The following is a 23,295-nucleotide window of genomic DNA, read 5'->3' as shown; positions in this document are numbered from 1 at the left end:
CTCACAATACCTGCTACTGTACAGGATTCGAAAGGTTATAAGAGTCGGAATGTAATATCTAATTCATATCGAATGAGACATTATCATATTACGACGCTTCACAGGATTATGAACGGTCTCATGCTCAAAGGTGCAACGACCGCAGACAACCGGCCAGTGAATAGCACGGCCACGACGCTCTGCTGGATCCTCGAGCAGGTGGAGTCTCAGCTCCCTCCGGTCGTCGCGCAGGCCGAGCCGGTCGCACCGATCGCTGCGAAAAATTCCGAGCCCGAGAAAATCGGAAATTCTGAAATTTCGAAAAACGAAAATTCGAAAAACGAAAATTCGAAAATTCCGGATCTCGAAATCTGAAAAATCGATTTTCGAAATTTCAAAAATCAAAATTTGAAAAACGAAAATCGAAAAACGAAAAAACGGGCCTCGCATCAGCGGGGCTTATTTTTTTGTCTGCCAAAATTAGAAAGCCTAACTTTTGCGAGCAAATCTGCGATTTTGCCACCGCAAGGAAAAAGTGGCAGTCAGAAGGGACCCAAGACTTCCCGCCTGGGCTCCGTTTTGATACCTCTCGCTCGTCTAAATCGCTCGCTTGGCATTTCTCCCAGCCCATCGCCTTGCGTTCGTCTACGGGCCTCCTATTCGTGGTCCGTCCTATCCGTCCTATCGGCCTATCGATTTTCTATCCCGGCAATCTTTACAGCTCTCGGTATCACCACTCTGCCATTCCTCTACCATTAACAGTTTCTTATTACCTCTATTCTTCTTTTTTAATAAGACGATAAGACGAAAAGAAGAATATATAAGGAATATAAAGGGAAAAGCACGTCCTAGAGCCGTCCTAGAAGCGTCCTGAACGTCCTATTGGAACGGGAAAACCCCCTCTTTCGGGTGGTTTTGAAATTTCGATTTTTCGTTTTTCGTTTTTTCATTTTTTGAAAATCAATTTTTTCGTTTTTTTGCGCGACAACCGTTAGAATCGATTCTGCCTGGTATTTGCATTAGGCTTTCTGTTTCTGGGTCGTTCAATAGGAGTGGGTGTTATGCACCGAATCGCGTTTGTAGTGGCTTCCACCTGGCTGGTTATGGGCTCTGTTTCGCTGGGCCAAGGAGTTCGAGGCAATGAGTCTCGCGTTCAAGGAGGGGGTGCTGAAAGAGCTAAGATGTTAAAGATGGAGCAATGGAACAATGACACAAAGCTGTACATTGACGGCGGATATAGACCAAAGAAGAATTACATACCAGATGGTAGTGCGGACCCATCTTATCTAGTTGTCAATGGGATCGCATCATTTGATCATCATAGATTTACAGTCAAAGAAATCATTGATGACAAGACAACTTTGCTACAGCTTGAGAAGAAATCGTTTCTGCTTGTTGACTATCCCAACAAGAAGCTCAAGGTCGATGAAATCGTTCGACTTGTCCCAGCGGTGCAGGTTGTCGAATCGCAAGAACACGAGGGGAAAGCACTGGTGACGATGAAGCTCTCGACAATGCGAAAGCTGTTGGAATATCAAAAGAGCGTGAACAAAAAGAAGTAGTTACTTCACCATCTCGTTTGCCATCCACTCTCGAACCAAGTTCGCCGTCGAGACTTCCCCGACGATGCGAGGATCGAGATACCGCTTGGTTGTTCTAGCGTTCGCGTGATCCATCGCCGAAGTGGGGTTTCCTCCCTGGCAGGCAACAGCGGACGCGACCGTTCTGCGAATGCGGTGGAACTTTGATCGCCGGTCTGTGCTCAACCCAGCGGATTTAAGGATCTTAGCGTACTTGTGGTAGATGTACGTTTCCGATCTGTCCCATGGGAAAAGCTTTTGATCGCGATGCAATGCCAGTAGATCCTTGAGCGCCTGTTGCGTTGGGCCTTCCAGGGGGAACAGCTTGTCTCGGCGATTACCTTTGCGAAACTGCGACGGCACAAGCAGGTGATCACCGAGCAAGTGAGATCGTTCCAGCTTGCGAATCGCACCGATGCGTTCTCCCGAGTCGAGCAATACGAGCAACAAGCATCGCCACCACATCCTGGCAGGTGCGCCACAAATCTTTCCATCGACCTGATCGATTGCAGCGAAAAGCTTTTCCAGGTCGTTACGCATCCATCCCAGAGGAATTTGCTCTGGCTCTCGATACGGGATCACGTTTGGCCAGGTTGATACAATGCGGTTTCGATTTGCGAATCGCCACAATGCGGTGATCTGGGCGTAGTCTTTGTTGGCCGATGCGATCGACAACCCGTCTTTGATCATCCGAGCCATGTGAAGCTCGAGGGCATCGTCGTGCAGATCGTCGATCGTAGCAGCTCGGCCAAGCGAATGACCGAAAGCTACGATGGAATGCCGATAGAGTCGAAGAGTATTTGGGGACGCAAGTTTCAGGCGTTTTCGAGCGTAAAGGTCCAAAAGTTCGTTCAGTGTCATGGGACGGTTTTCCTTTCGGAATGAACTTAGTTTCCAGTTTTCGATCCGTCCAAAAAAGTTCCGTCTTTTCCTCCTTTTCCTGCCGCAATGATTTTGACGGCACCTTCGAATCCCTTGTCCTCCGCTGAAAAATCCATGTTTTTCCTAATGAATTCGTGTTATTCTCGAGTTTGCTAGGACTTCTGTAGCACCAATGCAACTCGGTATGTAGCGGATTGCTGCGTTGGATTTTGCGTCGATCACCCCGATTCGAGTTATTGTTCAAGTTTCGTGACTCGCCACAACACCGGGGTTTTGCACTTTCCAGCCAAGCCACGATCTCTGCAAGTGGAGGTGGTAGAATTCGAACTCTTTGCCGTCTCTCGCAACCTGAGCTTTTCCGTCCCAGTGGTCAGTGCGAAATCCTTTCTCAGCAACCAGCCATGACTCTGCTGCCGTCCGGAGCTGCAGGACATTCCGGAAAAATGGGGTCGAGAACTAGGCGCTATTAGTCGATTTGACGGTAAAGCGCGAGTTTCTCTGAGGCGCATTTTGCACAATCGATGATCCTAGACTCACTTTTTTGCAAATGGGCGATCTGTTGGGGCGTTTCTATGTTTTTGTGAGTTGGTTCTCGCTCGATTTTCCAGCTCGTGACGGACTATCAGACATCCATCGAGTTTGCTGCTCGACACAGAAAGAAGAAAGAAAAGTGCCACTCACGTATTCTCCCGCACAGTTTCCCCATGCGGCCCCCTGCCTTAAGATATTCACACCGCTAGAGATATGAGAAACGCAAAAGGATCGATGATCAACTATTCTCAAGACAACTCTTGTGTCACTCCCCTCTCTCGCGGTGTAATCCTGTCAACCGTGTTTCGCGGGTCGCTTCGTGCTGTGCCCCCACTTTTTAGGCCATTAGCGGTCTCCGTTCTTCCTGATTGGAAGAGCTTCCGCCCGTCAGCCACCGACAGAACGGTTCTCGAACTCATCTAATATATCTGCTCGCAAACCTCTTACGGCATTTCGAAGAAGAGAGTACTGTCACGAAGAGGGTTGCGCTCGGGGAGGGGCCCTAATTTCCGACTAGTCAGTAGTGCAGTTGGCCACTTGATCGACCATACTGTAAAACGATTGTCCCAATCGTTCATCTTCGGATGACGGAACAATGGAGGACAATTGCGCTACATTGAACACCTGGTGTCCCAGTAAAGTATTAAGTTTCATACGCAACCTCTGTGGATCCATCCTGCGAGCCAGTACAGGATGGATCCCAAAGATATCCTTTTTGTTTGCGTAACGATCACTCTCCGATTCTCGGCATACAGGACGTTCCAATACGCACTATTTTGCTTCTAGCAACTCGGATTACGGCTCGGTACAATCGGTCTCGATTGATCACACCTTCGTTTACGGGAGAATGTCGATGAACGTCCGATTCATGTTGATCTTGGCTTTTTGGTTAGTCCCTTCGTTGCCGTTTTCTACGCCGATATTGGGACAGGATTCATCTCAATCAGAAGAAGACTCCAAGCGATCGCTTGAACGTTTTGAATCGGTATTGCTGCGAAGCCCCAAGAAGGGGATTGCATTGGACAAAGTTTACGAAGCGCACGTTCAACGTGGCGATCTAGACGATTACTTAAAACTATTGGAATCCACTGCTGATAAAGAGGGCTCCAATGCTGCCAACGTATTCGCGGTCATAGGATTGCTGGAAAGCAAACGCAGTCGAGACTTGCCTGCCATCGATTGGCTCCGAAAAGCCGAAGAGCTCGCTCCCAAAGAGCCAATGCTCAGCTTATACAGGGCTCAATCTGAAGTCTTCGCAGGTAAGACATCGGATGCGATCGAATCATTCGAACGTGCGCTTACGAAGAATCCGACCAAAGTCGAACGACTGCAAATTGAAGAGTCCCTTGGGCGTCTATATCTTCGGACTCAACAACGTGACAAGGCGGCTGAAGTATGGAAGCGGCTCGAAAATGCATTTCCAAAGGATCTACTGGTTAGCGAACGCATCGCTCAAATAAACCAAACGGAAGGCAATCTGCCTGAGGCACTGAGGCGATTCCAAATCCTCGCGAGTGAATCCAAAGACAATGATCGTCGGTTCGAATTTGAATGCATTGCTGCGGCCTTGCAGGCTCAATCTGGCAAAGCCGTCGATGCCATCGCAACTTATGAACGGATCGCATCTCAGCTCAAGCCTGACAGTTGGCGGTTCAAGGAAATGCGGCGTCGGATTGAAAATATCTTTATGGCCAGTAACGATTTCGATGGCTGGGTTCGGTATCTGCTGAACCAGCTTAAGGAACATCCCGAAGACATCGACTCCGAAATCCGACTCGCTCAGGCGTTCTTCTATCTTCGCAAACCGGAACTCGCAGAGCAAAGGTTGCGGGACGCACTACTTCGGTCTCCTACCAGCATCGAATTGCAGACAGCTCTGATTCAACAGTACCAGTCTCGCAAGGACTGGTCGAAAGCGGCTGAAGCTTGGCAACGATTGGTGATGCGACAGCCAAGCGATTTGGACTATCGAATCCAATGGGGGGATGCTGCCTATCGGGCATCCAACCAGAACGTCGATAAGGCGGTCGAGATTTGGAGTTCGCTCCCAAAAGAGATGCAGGACGATGTGCCAAGTATTCTTCGCGTATCTGAAGCCATGAGTACCATACAGGCTTGGGAGCCGGCCATCGACTGGCTTCAAAAAGGAATTGCTCTCAGTGCCAAGGAACCCAAATCCGCTGACTTGGCCCTGGAGCTTCGCAATGAGCTTGGCGAGCTTTATTGGAAATCGGGTCAAAAAGAAAAGGCCATAGCCGCTTGGAAGCAGTTAACTGACCCGCCGAATGACAATATCAAACAGAGACGCAGATTAGTAGAGCTGTTCCGCAGGCACAAACTCTATCCTGAGGCAATCGATATCTCGACGGCCATTCTCGATGAAATGCGTGCGAGCCAGGATGCACCTAGCCAGGTCGTGGTCAGCGATTTTTTTGTCGCCGCTGAGCTTTTGATTGCGACTAAGCAAGACAGAGAAGCTACTGTTGCCGTTCGAGATGCCATGAATCGCGTGGACGCGGATTCGGGCGATCTGTTTTTTAGTTCACTTACGAAGATACTCAACGCAGAACTGGACACAGCTGTGTGGACGGATTTTACCGCAGAGGGATTGGCGACGTCCACTGCCCCGATAGATCAGTTGACTGCAGCGAGTATCTTTTGCAAGTTAGGAAAACAGGAAACGGGTCTCGCGTTGGTAAATAGTATCGTTGAGAACTTGAACGTGGATTCACCAAACAGGTACTTGGAGCTAACCAAGTCCTTGGATATTGCCCGTGACGTAAAGCAATACAAACTAGCCATTTCTATTTGCGACAAACTGATTGCGAACCATCCGGAGAACCGCAACCAATGGGAGAAACAGCTGGCTCGTTTCTATTTGCAGACTGGGCAACCAACCAAAGCTATCGAGGCAGCAGCAAACATCTTAGCGAATTCCGTCGCAAGCAGCGAAGATCTGAATGACTGTGCTTTGGTTTGTGTCGACGCAAATCAAATCGAAATGGCAGTGGAGCTATGGAACGTCGCCATTCGAAAAGATCCGACGTATCGCGTCGGTTTCATTCAAGTGGCCGAATCTTCCGTCAAGCTTGGTCGAACCGATGAGGCGATTGCCAATTATTGGAAAGCGTTTGATTTGTCGGAGAGTCTTGCCGAACAGAATTCGGTTATCCAGAAGTTAGCTCCCCTGTACTTGCAACGACGAAGGATGGTGGAGTTGACCGATAAGCTGAGTGAGATTGCCAAAGTAAAGCAATCGGATCGGCTGGCGGCGCTTTGGGCGTCGTATGCTTTTCAAGCCATTCGAAGCTTTCGTCAAGCGAGGGCCGTTCTGGAGCCCCTTGCACAAAGTGACAGTTTTGACCCATCAGTTGTTGAGATGTTGGCAAGTCTTTCGGAGCTTGATCGCGATTTTCACGGAATGATTACTTGGCAAGAGCGTCTGCTTCAGATAGACCCGAGCGATCAAAATCGACTCGTGTTGGGCAAATTTTATAACTACGCCGGTGATCGAGAGCGAGCTTGCGATATCTACCTGGATCTCGTGCGAACTAGCAAGGAGATTAGTATACGCAATACGGCCATGGAGTATCTGTATCTTGGCAAACACATACCCGCAGCGATTGAGTACGCGAAGAAAATAGCCGAATCGGATCAGGCTCCTTGGGAGATCCAGGGAATCGCCATGTATATCCTCTTGGAGCAGAAACTAAACCAAGAGGCATTGGTGGCAGCTCGACGAATTCTCAATAACACAGAGTCTGAAGCTTTTGACTTTAACTCGATGATTCCGACTACGATCCAGAAAGGGAACTACGTTTACTTTCAATCCGGGACCAAGAGCAGCTTACTGCAACAAGAGTTGAACGCAGCAGTTGGTATGACCACCAAACTGGACCAGGCCAAGTTACCAAATTCCAATTCGTCGTATGTGAGTGATTGGGGGCCCATTCGAAACATCGTGGGGTTGCGAGGTGCAGCCCAGGGACTCGTTTATTACTCGCTAAACGCGGATACTCGGTCCGAACTCAGTTCGAGGTACCAGGCTAGTTTGAAGGCCGGTACGCTCACCGATCAACAGCTGAAGCAAGCGATGATTTTAGAGTTAACGACACCAGGCGTCCAACCAAACGAGTTTTCTTCGAAGACGCCCAAATCGCCCGAGTTTCGGGCGTTGGCCATAGAATCCTGGCGAAGGGGTAATCGAGAGGGAGTGGATATGTACATTACCTCAAACCTAGGTGATCCGAATCAGAAATTGATCGAAGCTAACGATCTGGAATTGCTGGTCGAGGTCCTACGCAACGGTGTTCCAGAGGATGGATACAACTACTTTGTCCCCGTTGGAAAGGCTCTCAATGAGCTAACAAAGAAGGGGAGAGTGGCCGAAGCCGAGGAGATTGCTAGGATCGCGCTGAACACCCGTGACGGAAGTGTCCGCAATGCGGTGGTAAATTTTTGCCAGACTCAAAAGAACAGCAAGCTGTTGATGATGGTAGGTAGGCGGCTAACCGAGCTTCAGCCTGCTACGCAGCTCTACACGACAGCGAATTACCTTCCCTCCTTTTTTGGGCAGTGCCTGTCTAAAGAGCTGGATCCGCCCGACATGATGCGAGACCTGTTAATTTACTACTTGGACACGCAAGCCACCGAGGTCGCGAAACTATCCAAATCCATGAGGAGTCATTTCGTCAGTTTGATCGATATGCCTTATGCCATCCAAAGCGACAGAGGAGTAGGCAGCACTCTTCCTAACAGCCGTATCTTTGATTTAACTCCTTATCTGCCGATTGAATTACAAGGAGCTATTACCGTCATTCATCGCGAGCCAACTAATACAGAACGCAACCAGAGTTGGCTAGAGGAGCTCCGGGAAATTGCGGATGCACCGAACGGCGTTCACTCCAAGGAGCGTCAAGCAGTCTATTGTGCGGCTGTGGCCTATGTTGAACATCTTCGAGGAAATAGTGACGCCCGAGACAAGTATTTGATTCGTTGGCAAGATGCAATCGAAGCCAAAGACGTCGTAGACTTGGTTGCTGCGGGTATCGATTATCGAGACGGTCGATTTTCAGAGTGCTTGGCCAAATGTGATCGGATTGCGCCCACGAGTTTCGCTGCAAATTCTGGACTGACGCGACTGCGACTGCAAGCGTCCCTTAAGACAGGGGACGTTGAGCTGAGCCAGCGGGTTGCAACCTCCATGGCGACCACCGGACTGTCGATGGCGGACCAAATCAAGCTTGCAAAGACCTTGGGAGAATTACAGCTCCCTGAAAAAGGGCGTGAGCTTCTGGACAGCATTCGATTTCGAGTTCCATTCACGAGCCTTCGCGATGTAATGAATGTTTATGATGGTCTCGGGGCTAAAGAATCAGCTATTGAAATTGCGTACGAAATTGTTCGCAAAACGGCATTCGAAGCGTATTGGAATTCGAACACCGGCTACAGGATTTCTAACCAGCCCGATCCCCGTCAGGAAGCCATTACCTATTTGAAGGGAGCCGATGCGTTGGGACCTCTTCGTGACGAATTGAAAAGGCAATTTGATGCTTCCCCGGCATTTGAGCGATCAGCAATACAACTGGCCAATATTGCAGCAGCGATGGGAGATGTCTCTCTAGAAAGGGAGCTTCGAAAGAAATTTAATCAACCAGAACCTAAAACGGATACGTTAAATGTGAGGGATCCGTTGGGGAGCAGTGTGAAGAAGCTGTCGCTCGCCGAGATCGAGAAACTGCTCAAGGAGGATCCCAAAGCCTGGTCTAAGCTTCGGTCAGATGCGGTCGTTGATTACTCCGACCCTGGAAGAGCTGATTCTATCACAAAGGCTGTGTTGCCGTATGTTGAGAAGACAGGTTGGGGAAGTGCCTATGGGACGCTCATCGCGAATCTGGAACGCCGGAACGAAGCTCTTGCCGATGAATTGATAGAAAAACTCGTTCAGAGTTATGGCTTCATCGTTTTCAACCAGGGAGGTCAGACTGCCCATTATCGTTACTTAACCGAAAAGAGCAGTATCGAGACTCGCAAAAAGATCACCGATACTCTAATCGATCTCATCAGAAACCCTTCGGAACGGGATATCGGTTCGTTTTATCGAATCCGAGGGCCAAAACCTGTTTTACTCACAAGTGTCCTTTTAGACATTCTAGAAAAAGAGCCTGCGAATCTTGACTCCTTGAAAGAAGCTGCCGAAGAAAATTATCAGTCAGATCCGAGTCGTCCGATCATCGTTGACCTATTAGTCCAATTCGCGATTCGGGAAAAACGTTGGGATGATGCGAGAAAGATCGCAAACGATTTCAACCCTGGGGATCGGCAATACAATCTTGTTTCGCTGGCTGAGTCAATCTACGAATACGCTGAGCTCCAATCGCAAGCCATGATGCTACTGGACATTGCCGCCACGAAATTGCCCTTCACCAATTCGACGTTTGTCCAGTTGTATGTCAAGGTTGCGACGGCGGAAAAGGCGTACACGAAACGGGATGAATTTATAGCAGCGTATTACGAGTGGGTGCTCAAGCCTAACACGAATATGAACTTTGCCTCCCAAGTGGAGTCTGGTGCTCGATTGTTTATTGAGAACAACTTGTTTGGCGAATCCATACAGTTGCTACGGGCGATGAGGAAGAATGCAAACAAGCCAGGAGATCCCATGGCAGATTTCACCTCTCGGGCAGCTGATTCACTAGAAGCAAGTATCAATGCCGCTCTCAAGGAATCGACCGCTATTGAGTATCTAGTGCAGGTGACTAGGCAAGGCGACTCGGGGCAAAGAAGGTTAGAAATGCTCATGGAACCTACCGTCGAGCACTTGGATGTTGGCGATCGTTATCAATGCTCCATGGAGCGACTGCTTGAAAAGGTAGGTCGCCCACTTGACACGCAGGGAGTCGAACCGGATGACCAGCAGAAGGAGTTAAACTCGCTACGCGTTAATCTGATTCAACAAATTTCAGAGTGGAGCGGTGACTCCATTGTTTCGAAACTCGGCATGATCCGCATCGCGATTTGTCTGGAGCAAAATGATCTTGTTCAAAGTTGGACGGATCAGTTGTGCGAGCTAAACAGATCGAATCCTCTCAATTTAGATTTGCACGGGAACGTACTATGGTACGTCGCCTCCGAGGCCTTAAAGTTGGAAGGCACGCGGAAGAGTGGAGAGCGGATGCGGCAATTGATATGCGAGTCTCCTGAACAGGTGAAATCCCCATTGCAATATCAAGTTGCGTTAGACTTAGGCTTAGAAGGAGACCAAACCGAATTGACGGGCAATTCAAATCCCTGGCTCAAAAAAGTACTGGATGGGTTTGCTAACGGTTCGATTCGAGAGAGCCAGAAGTACGACGTGGCTTTGCGATTGGCTGAACGAGGAGCGGTGCAGAGTTCTGTAGACTTGTTCAAGACCTCTCCCAAAATGGCTGCTGTTAAGCATGAAGGAGCCGAAAAGCCAAAAGTCGCAAAGGATATTCGCAAGATAGCTGGTCTAGCCACCGAAGCGGCACCACAGGTGGGAGGAATCGTTACGTACATGCGTCAGCCTCAGATCGTTTATTCAGTTCCCTTCACCAGTGAATGGGAGGAATCGCAAAGATTGGTTGATTTGATTCGTGCCTGGGAGAAAGGTGGAATTCCATCAAGCGAAATCAACGACCTTGTGGACAGTCAAGTTCTTCGGACCGATTCCGTTTGGTTAGGTTGGTTGAATACGAAGGAATTGCAGATAAGCGGTTCAGTTATTGGCTCTCCCACAGTTCTCAAACAGTGTGTGAAGATGCCTGATCTCGACTCCATCGGGCTACGAGAACGATCGGAAACGGATCAACAGCGAATTGCGAGGCAAGAGAGAATTCGCCAGCGTTCCATGACAACAGAGGCGATCCAAGATCGACTCTCGCTGGCGCTGCTGGAGGAATCGACACTACGATCGAATGATGAGTTAATCGAATTTCGCTCGCGTGCTTTGAAGCTACTCGAAGAATCGCAAAAGTCGCAAGCCACCACGACCGAGGTCAAATTGCTCTCATGGATTCTGGCCATGCGATTGGCCAGAGCGTGGCAGGAAGGCCCCTTACCAAACGAGTTACTCAGTGTGTTTGGAAGAGACAACGATCAGCTGGTCAGCCAAAGGTTTATGGAGATGGCGAGATTGGAGGCCATGGAACATCTCGCGAAACACAACGACGGTTCGTCGACAGAAGTTCTAGAAAAGATGATCAAAGCGTTTCCAGAAAGCCGCCATGAGCTTCTAGCCATTGGAGCGAAGGCTTTACTTCAAGGAGGAAGAGTTGATCTGGCGCTCGACTACATCCAACGCGGCCTACAAACCCCGGAAAGATACGGGTTATTCTACATGATGGTCCGCGACAGTATCCCAGACATCGTTGATAAGGTCGACTCCATGACCGCAGAAGAGCGATTCGAGCTATTGCTACCAAGGTTGCTAGTAGAAAATAAGCTTGTAACCGACGATCCAGCGAATACACCGACGGTTGTACATCACTTTCAATGTTCGCGTCCAACAGAGTTAGCGCCATCGTGGGCCAGAACATCGCCCCCCAAGATAACGTCCTTTCCCGCTAAGCAGTACATCGTTGGGCTCTTGGACTACCTGGTCGAAGACGCAAAACAACTAGGGCGGTTGGAAGAAGTAGAGAAACGAATTCAGCAACTGGAGAATTCTGAATATAAAGCTTTGCCTGCGCTGAAAGCATGGTACGAAACCGTTAGTCGCGGCGAGACATCCGAGTCCACTTTTAATAGTGCGCTGCAATCATTGGTCCAAATCAAGGAATTTAGCCCTTTAAGTGACTATACGAATTCAACGCCGTGGCTTTTTGCTGCACTCTACGAAAGGCTTCTTGCGACGAACCAGCTTGAGAAAGCCGACAGGTTGTTTGTTCCACTGCAATCCTTTGCTGACGCGTTATGGGAACGGGCCCTCTCAGCTAGAATTTACCAAATACGAGACGAGTATCGAAAAGAAGCGGATGCTTCTAATTCTCAAAACAACGATATGCTGCGACATTGGCTGTCAGCCTCACACAACGTACAAGCGGGAGCGAGATTCGGTTCTGCTCAAAAGAGTCGATGGTCGGTAGATCGCGAGTCAAATCAACCGCAAGAAACAACGGAAGTACGAAATGTCTATGGTCCATTGCGAGAATCCTTGTTTTTGAAATACCCTCTATCGGGAGACTTTCGCATTCAGTTGGAAGCCTCGCATACCAGTCAACAGTTAGGGGCGCCGTCCCTGGGAGGCTTGAGTGGTTCGACATCGGGCACTGCTGCTACGTTTGGCTATCTTGGCTATCGAAGCCAGTTCTTTCTTCTCCCATCGGATGCCACCAAGACACCTGGAATGACTCGATGGGAATTGACACGAGAAAAAGGCAAGCTGCGGATTCAAATCGATGGAAGCTTGATGGCCGAGGTCGCGTCAGATGGGTTCGATTCTTTTCCTTTTTTCGGAATTCACTCTTTGCTCTCCAATTCGAAATCCTTTCGAGGCATTCGACTTGAATCGTTAGAACCGAACCAACCGATTCGAATTGCCAAGAGTGTTCGAATGTTACATCCGTCGCTGCCTGGATGGTCAAGTGAGTACACCGTAACTGCCTTGCCCAAATTGTCTGTCGATCCCAAGTTCAGGGTTGGCGGATTGTCTGAAGCTGGTTGGCAATATGTACCCACCCCCATTACCGAGACCGAACCCTGGACGCTGGAAGAAGAGGCAATTCGTATTCCAGCGATGGAATCGAAAAAGGAGACCGAGTGGAGTTGGATATCCTATCAACGCCCGCTTGACGATAGTGAGACATGGAGTTACTCGTTTTGGTACGACAAAGGACAGGCTGTGCCAACTCCCGTACTTGGGCGAACAGCTATTCATCTCGAAGGGGAAATCGTCAAGAAAGAATTCCTCGTAACGAAAGACGATGCTCACTGGCTCCAAGCTGAAGCTGGGAAGAGATTCTCCCTGACAGATAGTAAACAGGCGAAGCTCCGTGAGAAGGAATGGAACGACGTTCAGCTTGCAAGGGAAGGAGACATCGTTCTGGTACGAGTGAACAACGAGGAAGTAGGTCGGCTTGAAATATCACCGAACGAGCAAACATATCCGGGAATCTACACCCCGGCGGGAAGCCAAGGTTGCAAGCTTCGAAACATGGAGCTCCGAGGTACCTGGCCTGAATTCTTGCCCGCCAATCTATGGGAATAGCTCGGATTGTGGATCCCCTTACGATTGACTACTCTGCCCAAGCTACGAGCTCAACATGTCAGGTCAAAAAGGGATAGGACTTGGGTATGATCGGGGCGGTTTATCAAGTAAACTCGTCTGCTGTTCACTCCCCCGAATACACGGAAGCTGCCATCAACGAGACGCGAGAAGAGCGGAATATTTTCATGGATATTCAAAACCTAAATGACGCAAAAGCTTTTATCACTATGGATGGATCGGAAATCCGAGAACTCTTGGCTCATCGGAATTCGTGTATCCGCAATCAATCCTTGGCCGAAGCTCGAATCGCCGTCGGCTTAGCCACGCAAGCTCACTATCATCCAAACACCGAGGAAATCTATTTTATCCTCGCGGGTTCGGGCAGCATGGTCATTGATGGCGAGACTCGTCAAGTTGGCCCCGGTGATGCGATAGCTATCCCGCCTGGGGCCGTTCACCATATCACGAATGTGGGCCAAGTGGAACTCAGATTGCTCTGCTGTTGTGCACCCGGTTACGAACACGAAGATACGGTACTGATTTGAAATGCGGTGCAGGTTTAAGATTCGGTGCAGTTTTTGAACTCCACGATTCTCTCCCTGAATGGCTCGTTTAGGGAAGAGAGATGCCAGGCTATAACCGAAACCATAGTAAGTCGCTAGAATAGATTCCGTTCGAAATCGAGGATCAAACTGTCGTAGGCAAACAGCTTAATGGTGAATGAAAAGGCGATCATCGGATGCATCTTAGGAACCGCTGTGGGTGATGCTCTAGGCTTGCCCTATGAAGGAATGTCCCCAAGTCGTGCTCGCAAGCTACTGGGTTCGCCAGTGCGATATCGATTCGTATTCGGACATGGCATGATCTCGGACGATACCGAGCATACATGCATGGTGTCGCAGTCTCTCATCGAGTCCGGCGATAACGTTGATACGTTCACGAGACGATTTGCAGCCCGATTGCGTTGGTGGATTCTGGCCCTGCCTGCAGGCGTTGGAAAAGCAACCGCTCGCAGTTGTGTTAAGCTGTGGCTTGGCATCCGTCCGTCGAAATCCGGGGGCTATTCTGCAGGCAACGGTCCCGCCATGCGAGCTGCGATTTTCGGTGCGACGATTGACGACGTTCCAAAGTTGCTCGAATACGTTCGAGCCTCATCTCGCTTAACGCATACGGATCCAAAAGCCGAATTTGGAGCTGTCGCAGTTGCACTCGCCGCTCGCGAAGCGTCGCAGAATGACAGAGTCAATCCAGAACGATGGTTGGAGCTCGTTTCACAATCCTTGCCCAGCGAAGCTGCCGATTTGATTGAGATGCTGCGGTTTGCGATTGCATCTGTCGCGCAGAACGAACCGACTTTGACCTATGCGAATGCACTTGGTCTTGGGCGCGGTGTTTCGGGGTACACCTATCACACAGTGCCGGTGGCGATTCATTGTTGGCTTTCCTTTCCGAACGACTTTCGAAAGGCGGTGACCGCAGCAATTGAATGTGGTGGTGATGCAGATACGACCGCTGCAATCGTTGGTGGCATCGTCGGAGCACACGTTGGTAAGGAAGGTATTCCTACCGAGCTGATCAGCGGTATTTCGGACTGGCCAAGGAGCATCAGATGGATGGAATCGCTCGGGACAGCACTGTCACAGGCTTGGCCGAGTTCACAAGCCTCTCGTGCTCCAAGCTTGAATCCGATTGCTGTGGTCCTAAGAAATCTTTTCTTTCTGGCGATCGTACTTTGTCATGGTTTTCGGCGGCTCGGCCCACCGTATTCCTGAAGGCGCGAGATTTATCGATGAAAATCATTATCAAAGTAGGAGATGTTCTTAGCGTGCCCGCTGACGTGCTCATTTCAACAGCGAATCCCTGGTTAAATCTATCAGGCGGAGTCAATGGCGCGATACGAGAAGCAGTCGGTCCAGATCTACAGACCGAGCTTCATGAACTACTGAAACAACAGGGAATGTCTGCATTGCCTGCCGGTACTGTGGTGCGAAGCAATGCCTACACGTTGCCTTTCAAACATATTCTTCATGCGATTGCGATTGATCCTTTCTATGATTCCACCAAATACCTTGTTGGAACTGCCTTTGAGAAGGCGCTAGACATGGCTTTGGAGTTGCAAGCTCTCACAGTCTCGTCACCAACGCTTGCTACTGGCTATGGGCCAATGTCGATTAGTGACTTTGGAATTGCCATCGCATCTGTTCTCAAGAAGTCTAGCTTGGAAAGATTGACGCTAAATCTCGTTGTTCGTCGTGAAGATCACGCGATAGAACTCCAGGAAGCGTTATGCAAGGTTGGTGTAATGGTGTCGGGATGACCGCTCCGTCGGTCAAACGGTTAGCACTCGGATCGGCAGAGCGATCCAGGTTGTGGTGCTTTTCGTACAACGGCTCAACGACAGGAGCAAAGCCGATTAAATCGCAGAGTACCTTGCTGAGCTTCACAACATTGAATCCGAGGCAGACCAAATCGTGTCGATGAACCTTCGCAAGCGACGATCTATATCCTTGCTGGGCCGAATGACGCTGGTAAAACAACTTTTGCAAATTCATTCTTGCCAACGTTCGCCAATTGCCGTGAGTTTCTAAACGCCAATTCCACTCGCTGAGATTTAGGGTGAAAGAAAACTTGTCTTGGAATACAATGGATGGGAACATGCTCAATTGCATCGTAAGGACGCACCCAATGATTAGACAAACTCTCCAGACTCGCTGATCGCTAAAGCAGATCCGGCGTTCGAGGCGTCCTACCGAAAAGTCATCGAGCGGGCTCGCCAATCGAATACCGAGATTGTTATCTGGCGAGATGGTATGATCGTAGAACTATCGTCAGACGAAGCGGTCAGATAGTCTGCTTGCGTTAGTCCTGGATACTACCAACGACCTGCTCGATCTCGGCCTCGCTTAGCGTTTGTCGGACCTTCTGAAGCATCCTGCGAAAATGTCGTTTGCCCTCATAGCCTGAAATGGATCCGATGTTCCCTGTTGGTCCCACACTATCGATTAGCAGCTTCTGGTCGGCGTCGTAGAACGCGAAGAAGGGAACTCCAAAAGGCTTATCGCCCGTAATCTCCTTGGCAATTTCCATCCCGTGGTCGTCGCGTACATCGTCGATCTTGAGCAAAACGAATTCCTTCTCAAGCACCGCTCGATGATCGTCCAACCATCGATTCAGTTGAAAACATGGTCCACAGTATCGCTGACTGATGCGAACCCAAACGCGTCGATTCGTTTTCTTGGCGAGAGCAAAGGCTTCGCTCCACTTTTGCGAAGCATCGACGACAGGTGGCGAGTGTTTCTCAATGAAGCGCACGACTTGGTCATTGGCATCGTCCGCTGATATGTCAATGGTTGTTTGGCCTAGCTCATTTCCCATGGCATCGAGAGCAATCGCTACCACGTTTCCCTCCGTTGGGATCGGCCAGTTTTTGGTTTTAACAAACGCCTTGCTTTGCTCGCTGCCAGACGCTCCGGTGTTGAATCGCATTTGCATGTAGTTGGCAACTTGAATGTTGGCATCGTAGTTCAAGAGATTCTCTTGAACGAAGCTATTGCATCGTTCCTCTGTAGTATCGGCCAAAATGATCATGGTATGGAAGCTACCTAGTCGAGCGTCACGCAAAACTTCGGCGAAGCGTTCTTCGATTGCCAGCTTTGAAGGCACGCTCGGTTCGGAACCAAGTCGATGGACTTGTGGAGGTCGCTGCTCATCAAGTTCGATGAAGTAATTGCCCAAGAATTTGCGGCCATTGTATTCTGTGGGATTAGTCGCATCACACCATAGACCAATTTCAATCTGTCGTGGCAGCGGTCCTATTCGATAGTTGCCGTCAGCATCAGTTTCGGTAGTTATGGATTTACCCTTCATTGATCGCGAGAAGCCTGACGAACTTGATTCCATGGTCCGATTTTCGAGTCTTGGATTCGCACTGACGCGATGATTGGCGATTGGCTTCCCTTCACCATCTAGCAATCGACCGCTGAGATAAGCCGTCGGCTGAAGCTCGATAGTGAAGGGCTGGTGCAGTCCCTCAACCACCTTTACTGCTGCCCACTGTCCATCGGCCGAGTAGGCGAAACAGCCGACCATAGAAGCCTTGGTATCAAAGCTGAACTGCCCTGATTCGCTCACTGCTGGCGTGAACTCCTCAGACACCTGACCATCGATGGCTTGTATCGCAACAGAGACTTTCTTTAGATCAGTCGAATTGAAAGGAGGCAGCTCGATCCGTCCTTTGACATGGATCACCGTGTCCTGATTGCGATGCAGTTCAACTTGATTCACTTTGCCAGCTACCACATCAATCGTAGACTCTGTGCGCCACGAGGATGTATAGACACTCGCGCGGAGACTTCCCAAGGGCACCATCGCTTTTGCAACACCTTGCTCGTCCGTTGTGGCGAAGATCTGGCGATGTGTCACTCCGTACTGCCTTTCACCGTTCTCCTTCCATGAGTAATCATATTCTGAAACAAAGGAGACGGATTGTCCTGCAATGGGCTTCCGGTTTGGACCTGATGTGAGTAGTACAGTGACGGTGTGACCGTCTAATGCCATGAGATAGGGTGACCTCTTCGCGCCAGTGACGGGATCAATAGGTATGAACACCTGGGGTTCGGAAACCCATTCATCATCCATAACGTACATTGCATAGGTAGAATTCGGAAGTGCATCGAAGCTAAAGTTGCCTTCTCGATCGGCGATGACAGTACGTACATCCGAGTGACCCTCTGTTTCACCCTGAAAGCTCCGCGCTTCCACGACCACTCCGCCGACGTACTGGCCTCCACGTGATACCTGCCCCTCGACTCGTACGCGTGCCGCTGGTTTTGTGACTATGACTTTGACTGCATCATCGGTATTGCTTTGCGAGTGTAGCCTCCAATCCTGCTCACCTATAAGCTCGGCATAGTGATGAGCGTCTTCTAGCTTAGGAAACCACTTATAAATTGCAGTGCCAGTGACGTCTGTAATGACTTCGCAATCGGTGGGATTTCCGAAATAGTTGTAATGCTTTGGTGTTGCAACCTGCAGCTTGAGCCGAACTCCTGCCACAGGTGATCCGTCTGTATCGATAACTCGAATCTGTCTATTCCGACATTCGAGCAGTTCGATCACATGCTCGTTGGCGTTTTGGTCGCGCGGTGGCGACTGATAAAATTGATAACCACCCAGCAGGCCTGATTCGGTCCATGCCGTGAACATGCTGATATTGTAGTTGGCACCCAGCTTGAGCATCGCTTGTCCGTTCGCGTCAGTTTTGACAAACAGAATGCCATTAGCAATGGCCTTGACTTGCGCATTGGGAACAGGCTTATCATTATGCTTCACTATTATCTTGACCGAGCGATTCGGCTGCTGGAGAACAATATCCACGCCTTCGCTGATCGACTTTCGCAGGCCACTTCGGTCGAGCGACACGACAGCTCTTCGGCCATCCTCTGATTTGCCCTCAAGCGAGAGTCGAAACCATTTAAACGAATTCGCTGGTACCCACACCTCGTATTGATCACCAACTACAGTTGCGGCATAGGAAAGCTCGTTGTTAGAAGTGCCTACTGTGACCGAAGGATTTATTAAAGGCTGCTCAATCGTGCTCAGCAGCCTACCTCGTAGGCGGAACTCCAATTGATCGCCTGCGCCGCGAATATTGTCTTTCGGATCGGTCGTGAATGACTGTTCCTGAGCACTCGGAGGTTGAGCCTCTAGGGATGCGGCGTTCAACAGATCGCATCTAAAATTGAGCAACAGAACAGCACTCAAGCAAGCCGATAGCATGGCAACAACCGCCCGAGAACTACCGCTAAGGCTAGTTGTTCGCTCGCGACGCTTGTCGAGCAACCCAGCAATGAACTCGGTCAATGACCATTGGACAAATAGACCGTTCATCGCTTACGACCTTTCTTGGATATTCTCTCGTGGATATCATTGACAGTCGCTTCGCCAAGCTCCCAGAAGAGTTCCATGATCTCTCGCCGCGACTCAATCAGCGGAGCGATCTCCTACTTGGCCATGTCTCCGTCCCCTTTTAGTGTACAACTATAAAGTGTAGGTGAAATGTACAGGCGCGGTGGAGACGACTCAAACTGTTTTTCACTTTTTTCTAAAAATCGTCTTCGGCGCAAGATAACGCTTCCCACAATCCCTAGCCCTTCGTCCCAAAGCGGGACGAAGGGAGAAAGAACGGAAGGATTTGGTCCTCTTTGTGAATTTCGGTTGCGAGAACAAGTCCCCATAGAGTCCGTGGTGCGGCTCGTCTTCATGATCCTGCCCCACGAACTCTCAACCCAAGAAGGAGGCTTAACCAAACAAGCTTACGCGTTCTGAATTGTGGGGCTACCGTTTTCGACTACAAAAGACTTGTAAGTTTCGCATTTGCCACCCGGTTGCGTGACGTCACTCACTACGACGTAATCGGATTGCCACGACTTGGGTGTAACGTGGCATCTAATGTAACCTCGCTCTTCATTGTGAAACTTCACACCTGGATTTTTAGAAAGCAAGTCACCTAAGTAGACTGGTTCACGTTTACCATTGCCACCGCTAGACAACGATGTGGCGACAAATTCGCTCGCTACGACAGGGTTATCGACTACGCGATCATCGACACGGAGTTCGTTTGCCCAGTTGGAGTGAATGTCACCCGTGAGCACGACAGGGTTGGAAATAGATCGCTCCTGCATGAACTTGACGATGGCTTTTCGTTCGTGCGTATATCCAGGCCATTGATCCATCGAGTAAAGTGCATCGCCCTCCTTGGAGAGACCAACCATAGCCATCATGACTTGTTGAGCAAGCACGTTCCACTGTGATTGGGACTGGATCAATTCGCGATACATCCAGTTTCGTTGCGTTACACCCAGCATGGTTTGCTTGCTGGAAGTGGCGGCTTCGTTAAGCGGTGAGCGTTTGTCATTGTTAGGCTGATCGGAACGATATTGACGCGTATCCAGAACAAGGAACTGAGCCAATCGACCGAATTGGACACCTCGGTACATCAACATGTCGCAACCGCTTGGAAGAGAACGAGCTCTTAGTGGCATCATCTCATAGTACGCTTGATAGGCGTTGGCTCGTCGGACCAAAAACTCGACTGGATCGATGCCTTGCTCCTCGGAGATGTCACCAGCATAGTTGTTATCGAACTCATGATCGTCCCAAGTCACAACCCACGGACACAGAGCGTGCATGCCATGCAAGAATGGATCGGATCGGTACTGAGAATGGCGAACTCGGTAGTCATCGAGAGATTCGATTTCGGCCCCGATGTGTGTTCGCACTTTACCGTTCCTTCCGGCGGCATATTCGTAAATATAATCACCTAGATGGAAAACGAGATCGAGATCGTCTTTAGCCATCTGTTCGTAAGCAGTAAACAACCCCTGTTCAAAGTTCTGGCAACTCGTTACCGAGAACTTTAGGCTGTCTGAGAGGGTGTCGAAGGGGGGCAAGGTTCGCGTTCGACCGATCGGGCTTTCAGCATCACCCGCTCTGAATCGGAACCAGTACCATCGGTCTGGCTCCAGGCCTTGTACCTCCACGTGTACGGAATGGCCCAACTGAGGCGCAGCCACTGCAGTACCTGACGCGACGACGTTAGTCATCGAATCGTCCGAGCTAATTTGCCAAGTCACACGAACTGGCTCCTTGGTCATCCCACCGCCCACTTCGAGCGGCTTTGGCGCAAGCCTCGTCCAAAGCACAATGCTTGAGGAATCAGGATCGCCAGATGCGACTCCCAATGTAAATGGATCGCTTGAAAAAGTTGGATTCGGATTGGCCCACGAGGTCCGACTTAGCAGTGGAATCGAACTAAGCGCCCCAGCATAAGCCATAAACCAGCGGCGATTGAGTTGTTGGTCCTTAATCGAACTCTGTATCTGCTCATAAGAAAACATGGGTTTACTCCTTGGGACAGTCGGTTTCTGCTTTTTTTGCGTGACTAATCTAATGCCACAAATCTAATGCCGCAAAGCGGTGATAACTTTGATCGGGAAGACCAAGCAACCAGTGTTGGTTGGAGTGAAGATTCCCTATATCACCTGGAGTTTTATCTGACATAATCGGAGCGAACAAGGAACGAAAAGCAGACTTCGCAAGCTCTTCATAAATTTTTTATAGACGCTAATCCGTCTGCCAGAATTTTTAAGCTCCATGATTTAGGCCTTGCTACCCTGCGTGACTCGCCAAGTTAAGGATGCGCGCGGGGCTACATGGAAGGAATCGTGCAAAACAATATTGTCACGACGAGGGTTCCGCACGGGGAAGCAGATAAACATGAATTACCCAGTCCTCCGCCCCGGTCGGACGATCGAAGGATCGGATACCGCCACCCTCTACGGATTGCTCTTTGGTCCATTCACCCGTCCTGGGGTCATATAGTTTGTAGTAGGTGTTGCCTGAAAGCTCGACAAGATTCAAAGTTGCGCTACTGTCGCTTAGAATGTAAGCCATATACTCCGATCCGACGTTCGCGATACAAGAGTTCACGTTGTTATTGCTGATCAAGCTGTGGGCTGGCACCATTTCCCTAAAACGGACCCCTGAAGACTCTATGAACAGCAAGAGGTTTCTGTAATAGGTCGCCTTGGTCGCGTCGAAGCCTGGTAATCCGTCCCAGAAATCGTGGGTGAAGCCGCCCCAGGCTGCAGCCCCTCCCGCGAAGGAATACCAAGCGGCCCGGCGCAAGTCATCCGCCGTACCATTTCCCAGTTCGGAGCCGTCCGGATCATCCCACCATGGATAACCATGCCCGACTCCGGCAGCCACTTTGGACTTGATTGCCACGGGATCGTTACCTCCGTGGTCCGCCCAACCGTCAGTGTTCGATGACCGCACCCCGTCGCTCTGCGTGACCGGCTTTTTGGTCCGAGCCTTGACGTAATTCGTTACGGCCTCGTACCAAGCCGAGGGGGCTCCTATCAACTCGTTGCCTATCTCGTAAAAAACATTGTCGTATGCAGAGGTTTCCGCTAGGGTCTTCTCGATTAATCGCCGCTGATAGTGCCCCACTCCGGTATTGTTGATAAAGTCGTCCAACCTATAGAACTCTCCATCCTCATCTGCATCGCCGTTGACATTGCTGTCCAGAGTTCCGAAAAAGTTACGTGTCTGATTGTTAACGTTCCAGCAAGAACCCGCCCAGCGATAAGCTTCCGTTCCACCGCGTAAGGCCACGCCGTCGAAGAACGACACATGTACGAAAACGCCTTTTTCCCGGGCTAGTTCACAATGGTACTTGAGACCGTCCCAGAAGGTATCGTCCCATTGATTCAGATCCGCCTTATCGTTGATGTACTTGAACGGCATCGGAGTTGGTCTGCCATCCCAGCTTGGGGGATTCGTTGTGCTCGTAAATCGATTGATCCCCAAACTGATTCGGAGATAGTTGAGTTTGTAGGGCACTCCTTGGTTGATCATGTTGGCGTATTTCGAGGGTTGGTCAATGTAGTAACCCGGAGCCACCGAGGCCCATCCATAGTAGCCCACCAGGAAGACAGGATTGCCCATGGCATCCTCAAAGTAACGATGGTTTCGACTCATGTCACTTGGTATCGCGAAGCCTTGATACAACAGCATAGCAACGAATGCGAATACTGTTAGTTTGGAATTGTGCATGCTGCTCATCATTAACCCCCAGTACTATTTCGGCCCGCGTAATTTCTCAGACGCTATCCGTGTGAGTTGCCGATAGTCTACCCCCCTCCCTGAAGAGAAACCAGACCGCACGAATAAGAGTTCACTCTCGGAGCGAAACATTGACTGATCGCATTATCGCACCATCGAAAAAAGTCCGAGGAGAAAGCGTGGCCGTCGTGTTCGACGCGTTCGCATAATCGACTAGCACGGTCCATTCAAATCCCACGCGGTCCGGTGCAGACGGGCACTTATAGGCGGGCACGGATCCGATTTTTCGTCGCAACGCTTCGAAGATTCCACAAAAAATCTGACCAGCATACACATGGGAATCAGTCCGAGCAGTATGATTGAGCTTACCGTCCCTCACCAAACTGGCGTCTGCGGTTCACGCTTGAAAAAGCCAATCTTAATAACGGCGACTATTCCTATCGTCTTGCTCCCAGGGCGAGACAGAGA

General features: G+C 50.0%; 11 protein-coding genes. 6 read left to right on the top strand and 5 right to left on the bottom strand.

The window, feature by feature from the left end; translation table 11 throughout:
• Positions 1 to 1,040 precede the first annotated feature (1,040 nt).
• Entirely contained in the window at positions 1,041 to 1,541 is a 501-nt protein-coding gene (locus SH449x_RS03665) for a hypothetical protein (RefSeq protein WP_482379962.1), read from the top strand.
• Here SH449x_RS03665 and SH449x_RS03660 read toward each other — a convergent pair whose 3' ends face one another.
• Positions 1,542 to 2,420, bottom strand: coding sequence for a tyrosine-type recombinase/integrase (locus tag SH449x_RS03660; RefSeq protein ID WP_482379961.1), 879 nt, complete (start codon positions 2,418 to 2,420; stop codon positions 1,542 to 1,544).
• Between the two features lie 786 nt (positions 2,421 to 3,206).
• Between SH449x_RS03660 and SH449x_RS03655 the strand changes: the two genes are divergently transcribed.
• The 5 genes from SH449x_RS03655 (at position 3,207) to SH449x_RS03635 (ending at position 15,517) form a co-directional block, all read left to right on the top strand.
• Positions 3,207 to 3,395, top strand: a complete 189-nt coding sequence (locus SH449x_RS03655; protein WP_482379960.1) for a hypothetical protein — start codon at positions 3,207 to 3,209, stop codon at positions 3,393 to 3,395.
• Positions 3,396 to 3,825: 430 nt separating this feature from the next.
• Positions 3,826 to 13,200: a DUF1583 domain-containing protein gene (locus tag SH449x_RS03650; protein WP_482379959.1), complete on the top strand. Its 9,375-nt coding sequence runs from the start codon at positions 3,826 to 3,828 to the stop codon at positions 13,198 to 13,200.
• Positions 13,201 to 13,286: 86 nt separating this feature from the next.
• Positions 13,287 to 13,745, top strand: a complete 459-nt coding sequence (locus SH449x_RS03645) for a cupin domain-containing protein (RefSeq protein WP_482379958.1) — start codon at positions 13,287 to 13,289, stop codon at positions 13,743 to 13,745.
• A gap of 171 nt (positions 13,746 to 13,916) precedes the next feature.
• Positions 13,917 to 14,972, top strand: coding sequence for an ADP-ribosylglycohydrolase family protein (locus tag SH449x_RS03640; protein WP_482381807.1), 1,056 nt, complete (start codon positions 13,917 to 13,919; stop codon positions 14,970 to 14,972).
• Positions 14,973 to 14,989: 17 nt separating this feature from the next.
• Positions 14,990 to 15,517 carry a macro domain-containing protein gene (locus SH449x_RS03635; RefSeq protein WP_482379957.1) on the top strand — a complete coding sequence of 176 codons (528 nt, stop codon included), beginning with the start codon at positions 14,990 to 14,992 and terminating at the stop codon, positions 15,515 to 15,517.
• Positions 15,518 to 16,059: 542 nt separating this feature from the next.
• Here SH449x_RS03635 and SH449x_RS03630 read toward each other — a convergent pair.
• The 4 genes from SH449x_RS03630 to SH449x_RS03615 form a co-directional block, all read right to left on the bottom strand.
• Complete coding sequence (locus SH449x_RS03630) at positions 16,060 to 19,089, bottom strand: thioredoxin family protein (protein WP_482379956.1); 3,030 nt, start codon at positions 19,087 to 19,089, stop codon at positions 16,060 to 16,062.
• Positions 19,086 to 19,169 carry a hypothetical protein gene (locus SH449x_RS03625; RefSeq protein WP_482381806.1) on the bottom strand — a complete coding sequence of 28 codons (84 nt, stop codon included), beginning with the start codon at positions 19,167 to 19,169 and terminating at the stop codon, positions 19,086 to 19,088. Before SH449x_RS03625 ends, SH449x_RS03630 begins: the two co-directional genes overlap by 4 nt.
• A gap of 345 nt (positions 19,170 to 19,514) precedes the next feature.
• Complete coding sequence (locus SH449x_RS03620) at positions 19,515 to 21,098, bottom strand: alkaline phosphatase D family protein (protein ID WP_482379955.1); 1,584 nt, start codon at positions 21,096 to 21,098, stop codon at positions 19,515 to 19,517.
• Positions 21,099 to 21,441: 343 nt separating this feature from the next.
• Positions 21,442 to 22,818: a putative collagen-binding domain-containing protein gene (locus SH449x_RS03615; RefSeq protein ID WP_482379954.1), complete on the bottom strand. Its 1,377-nt coding sequence runs from the start codon at positions 22,816 to 22,818 to the stop codon at positions 21,442 to 21,444.
• Positions 22,819 to 23,295: the final 477 nt, after the last annotated feature.

The sequence above is a fragment of the Brakhagea baltica genome (genome assembly GCF_052161605.1).
GTDB lineage: Bacteria > Planctomycetota > Planctomycetia > Pirellulales > Pirellulaceae > JBKCUI01.
The sequence above is the reverse complement of the archived record's forward strand: the minus strand, read 5'-3'. Positions and strand labels throughout refer to the sequence as shown.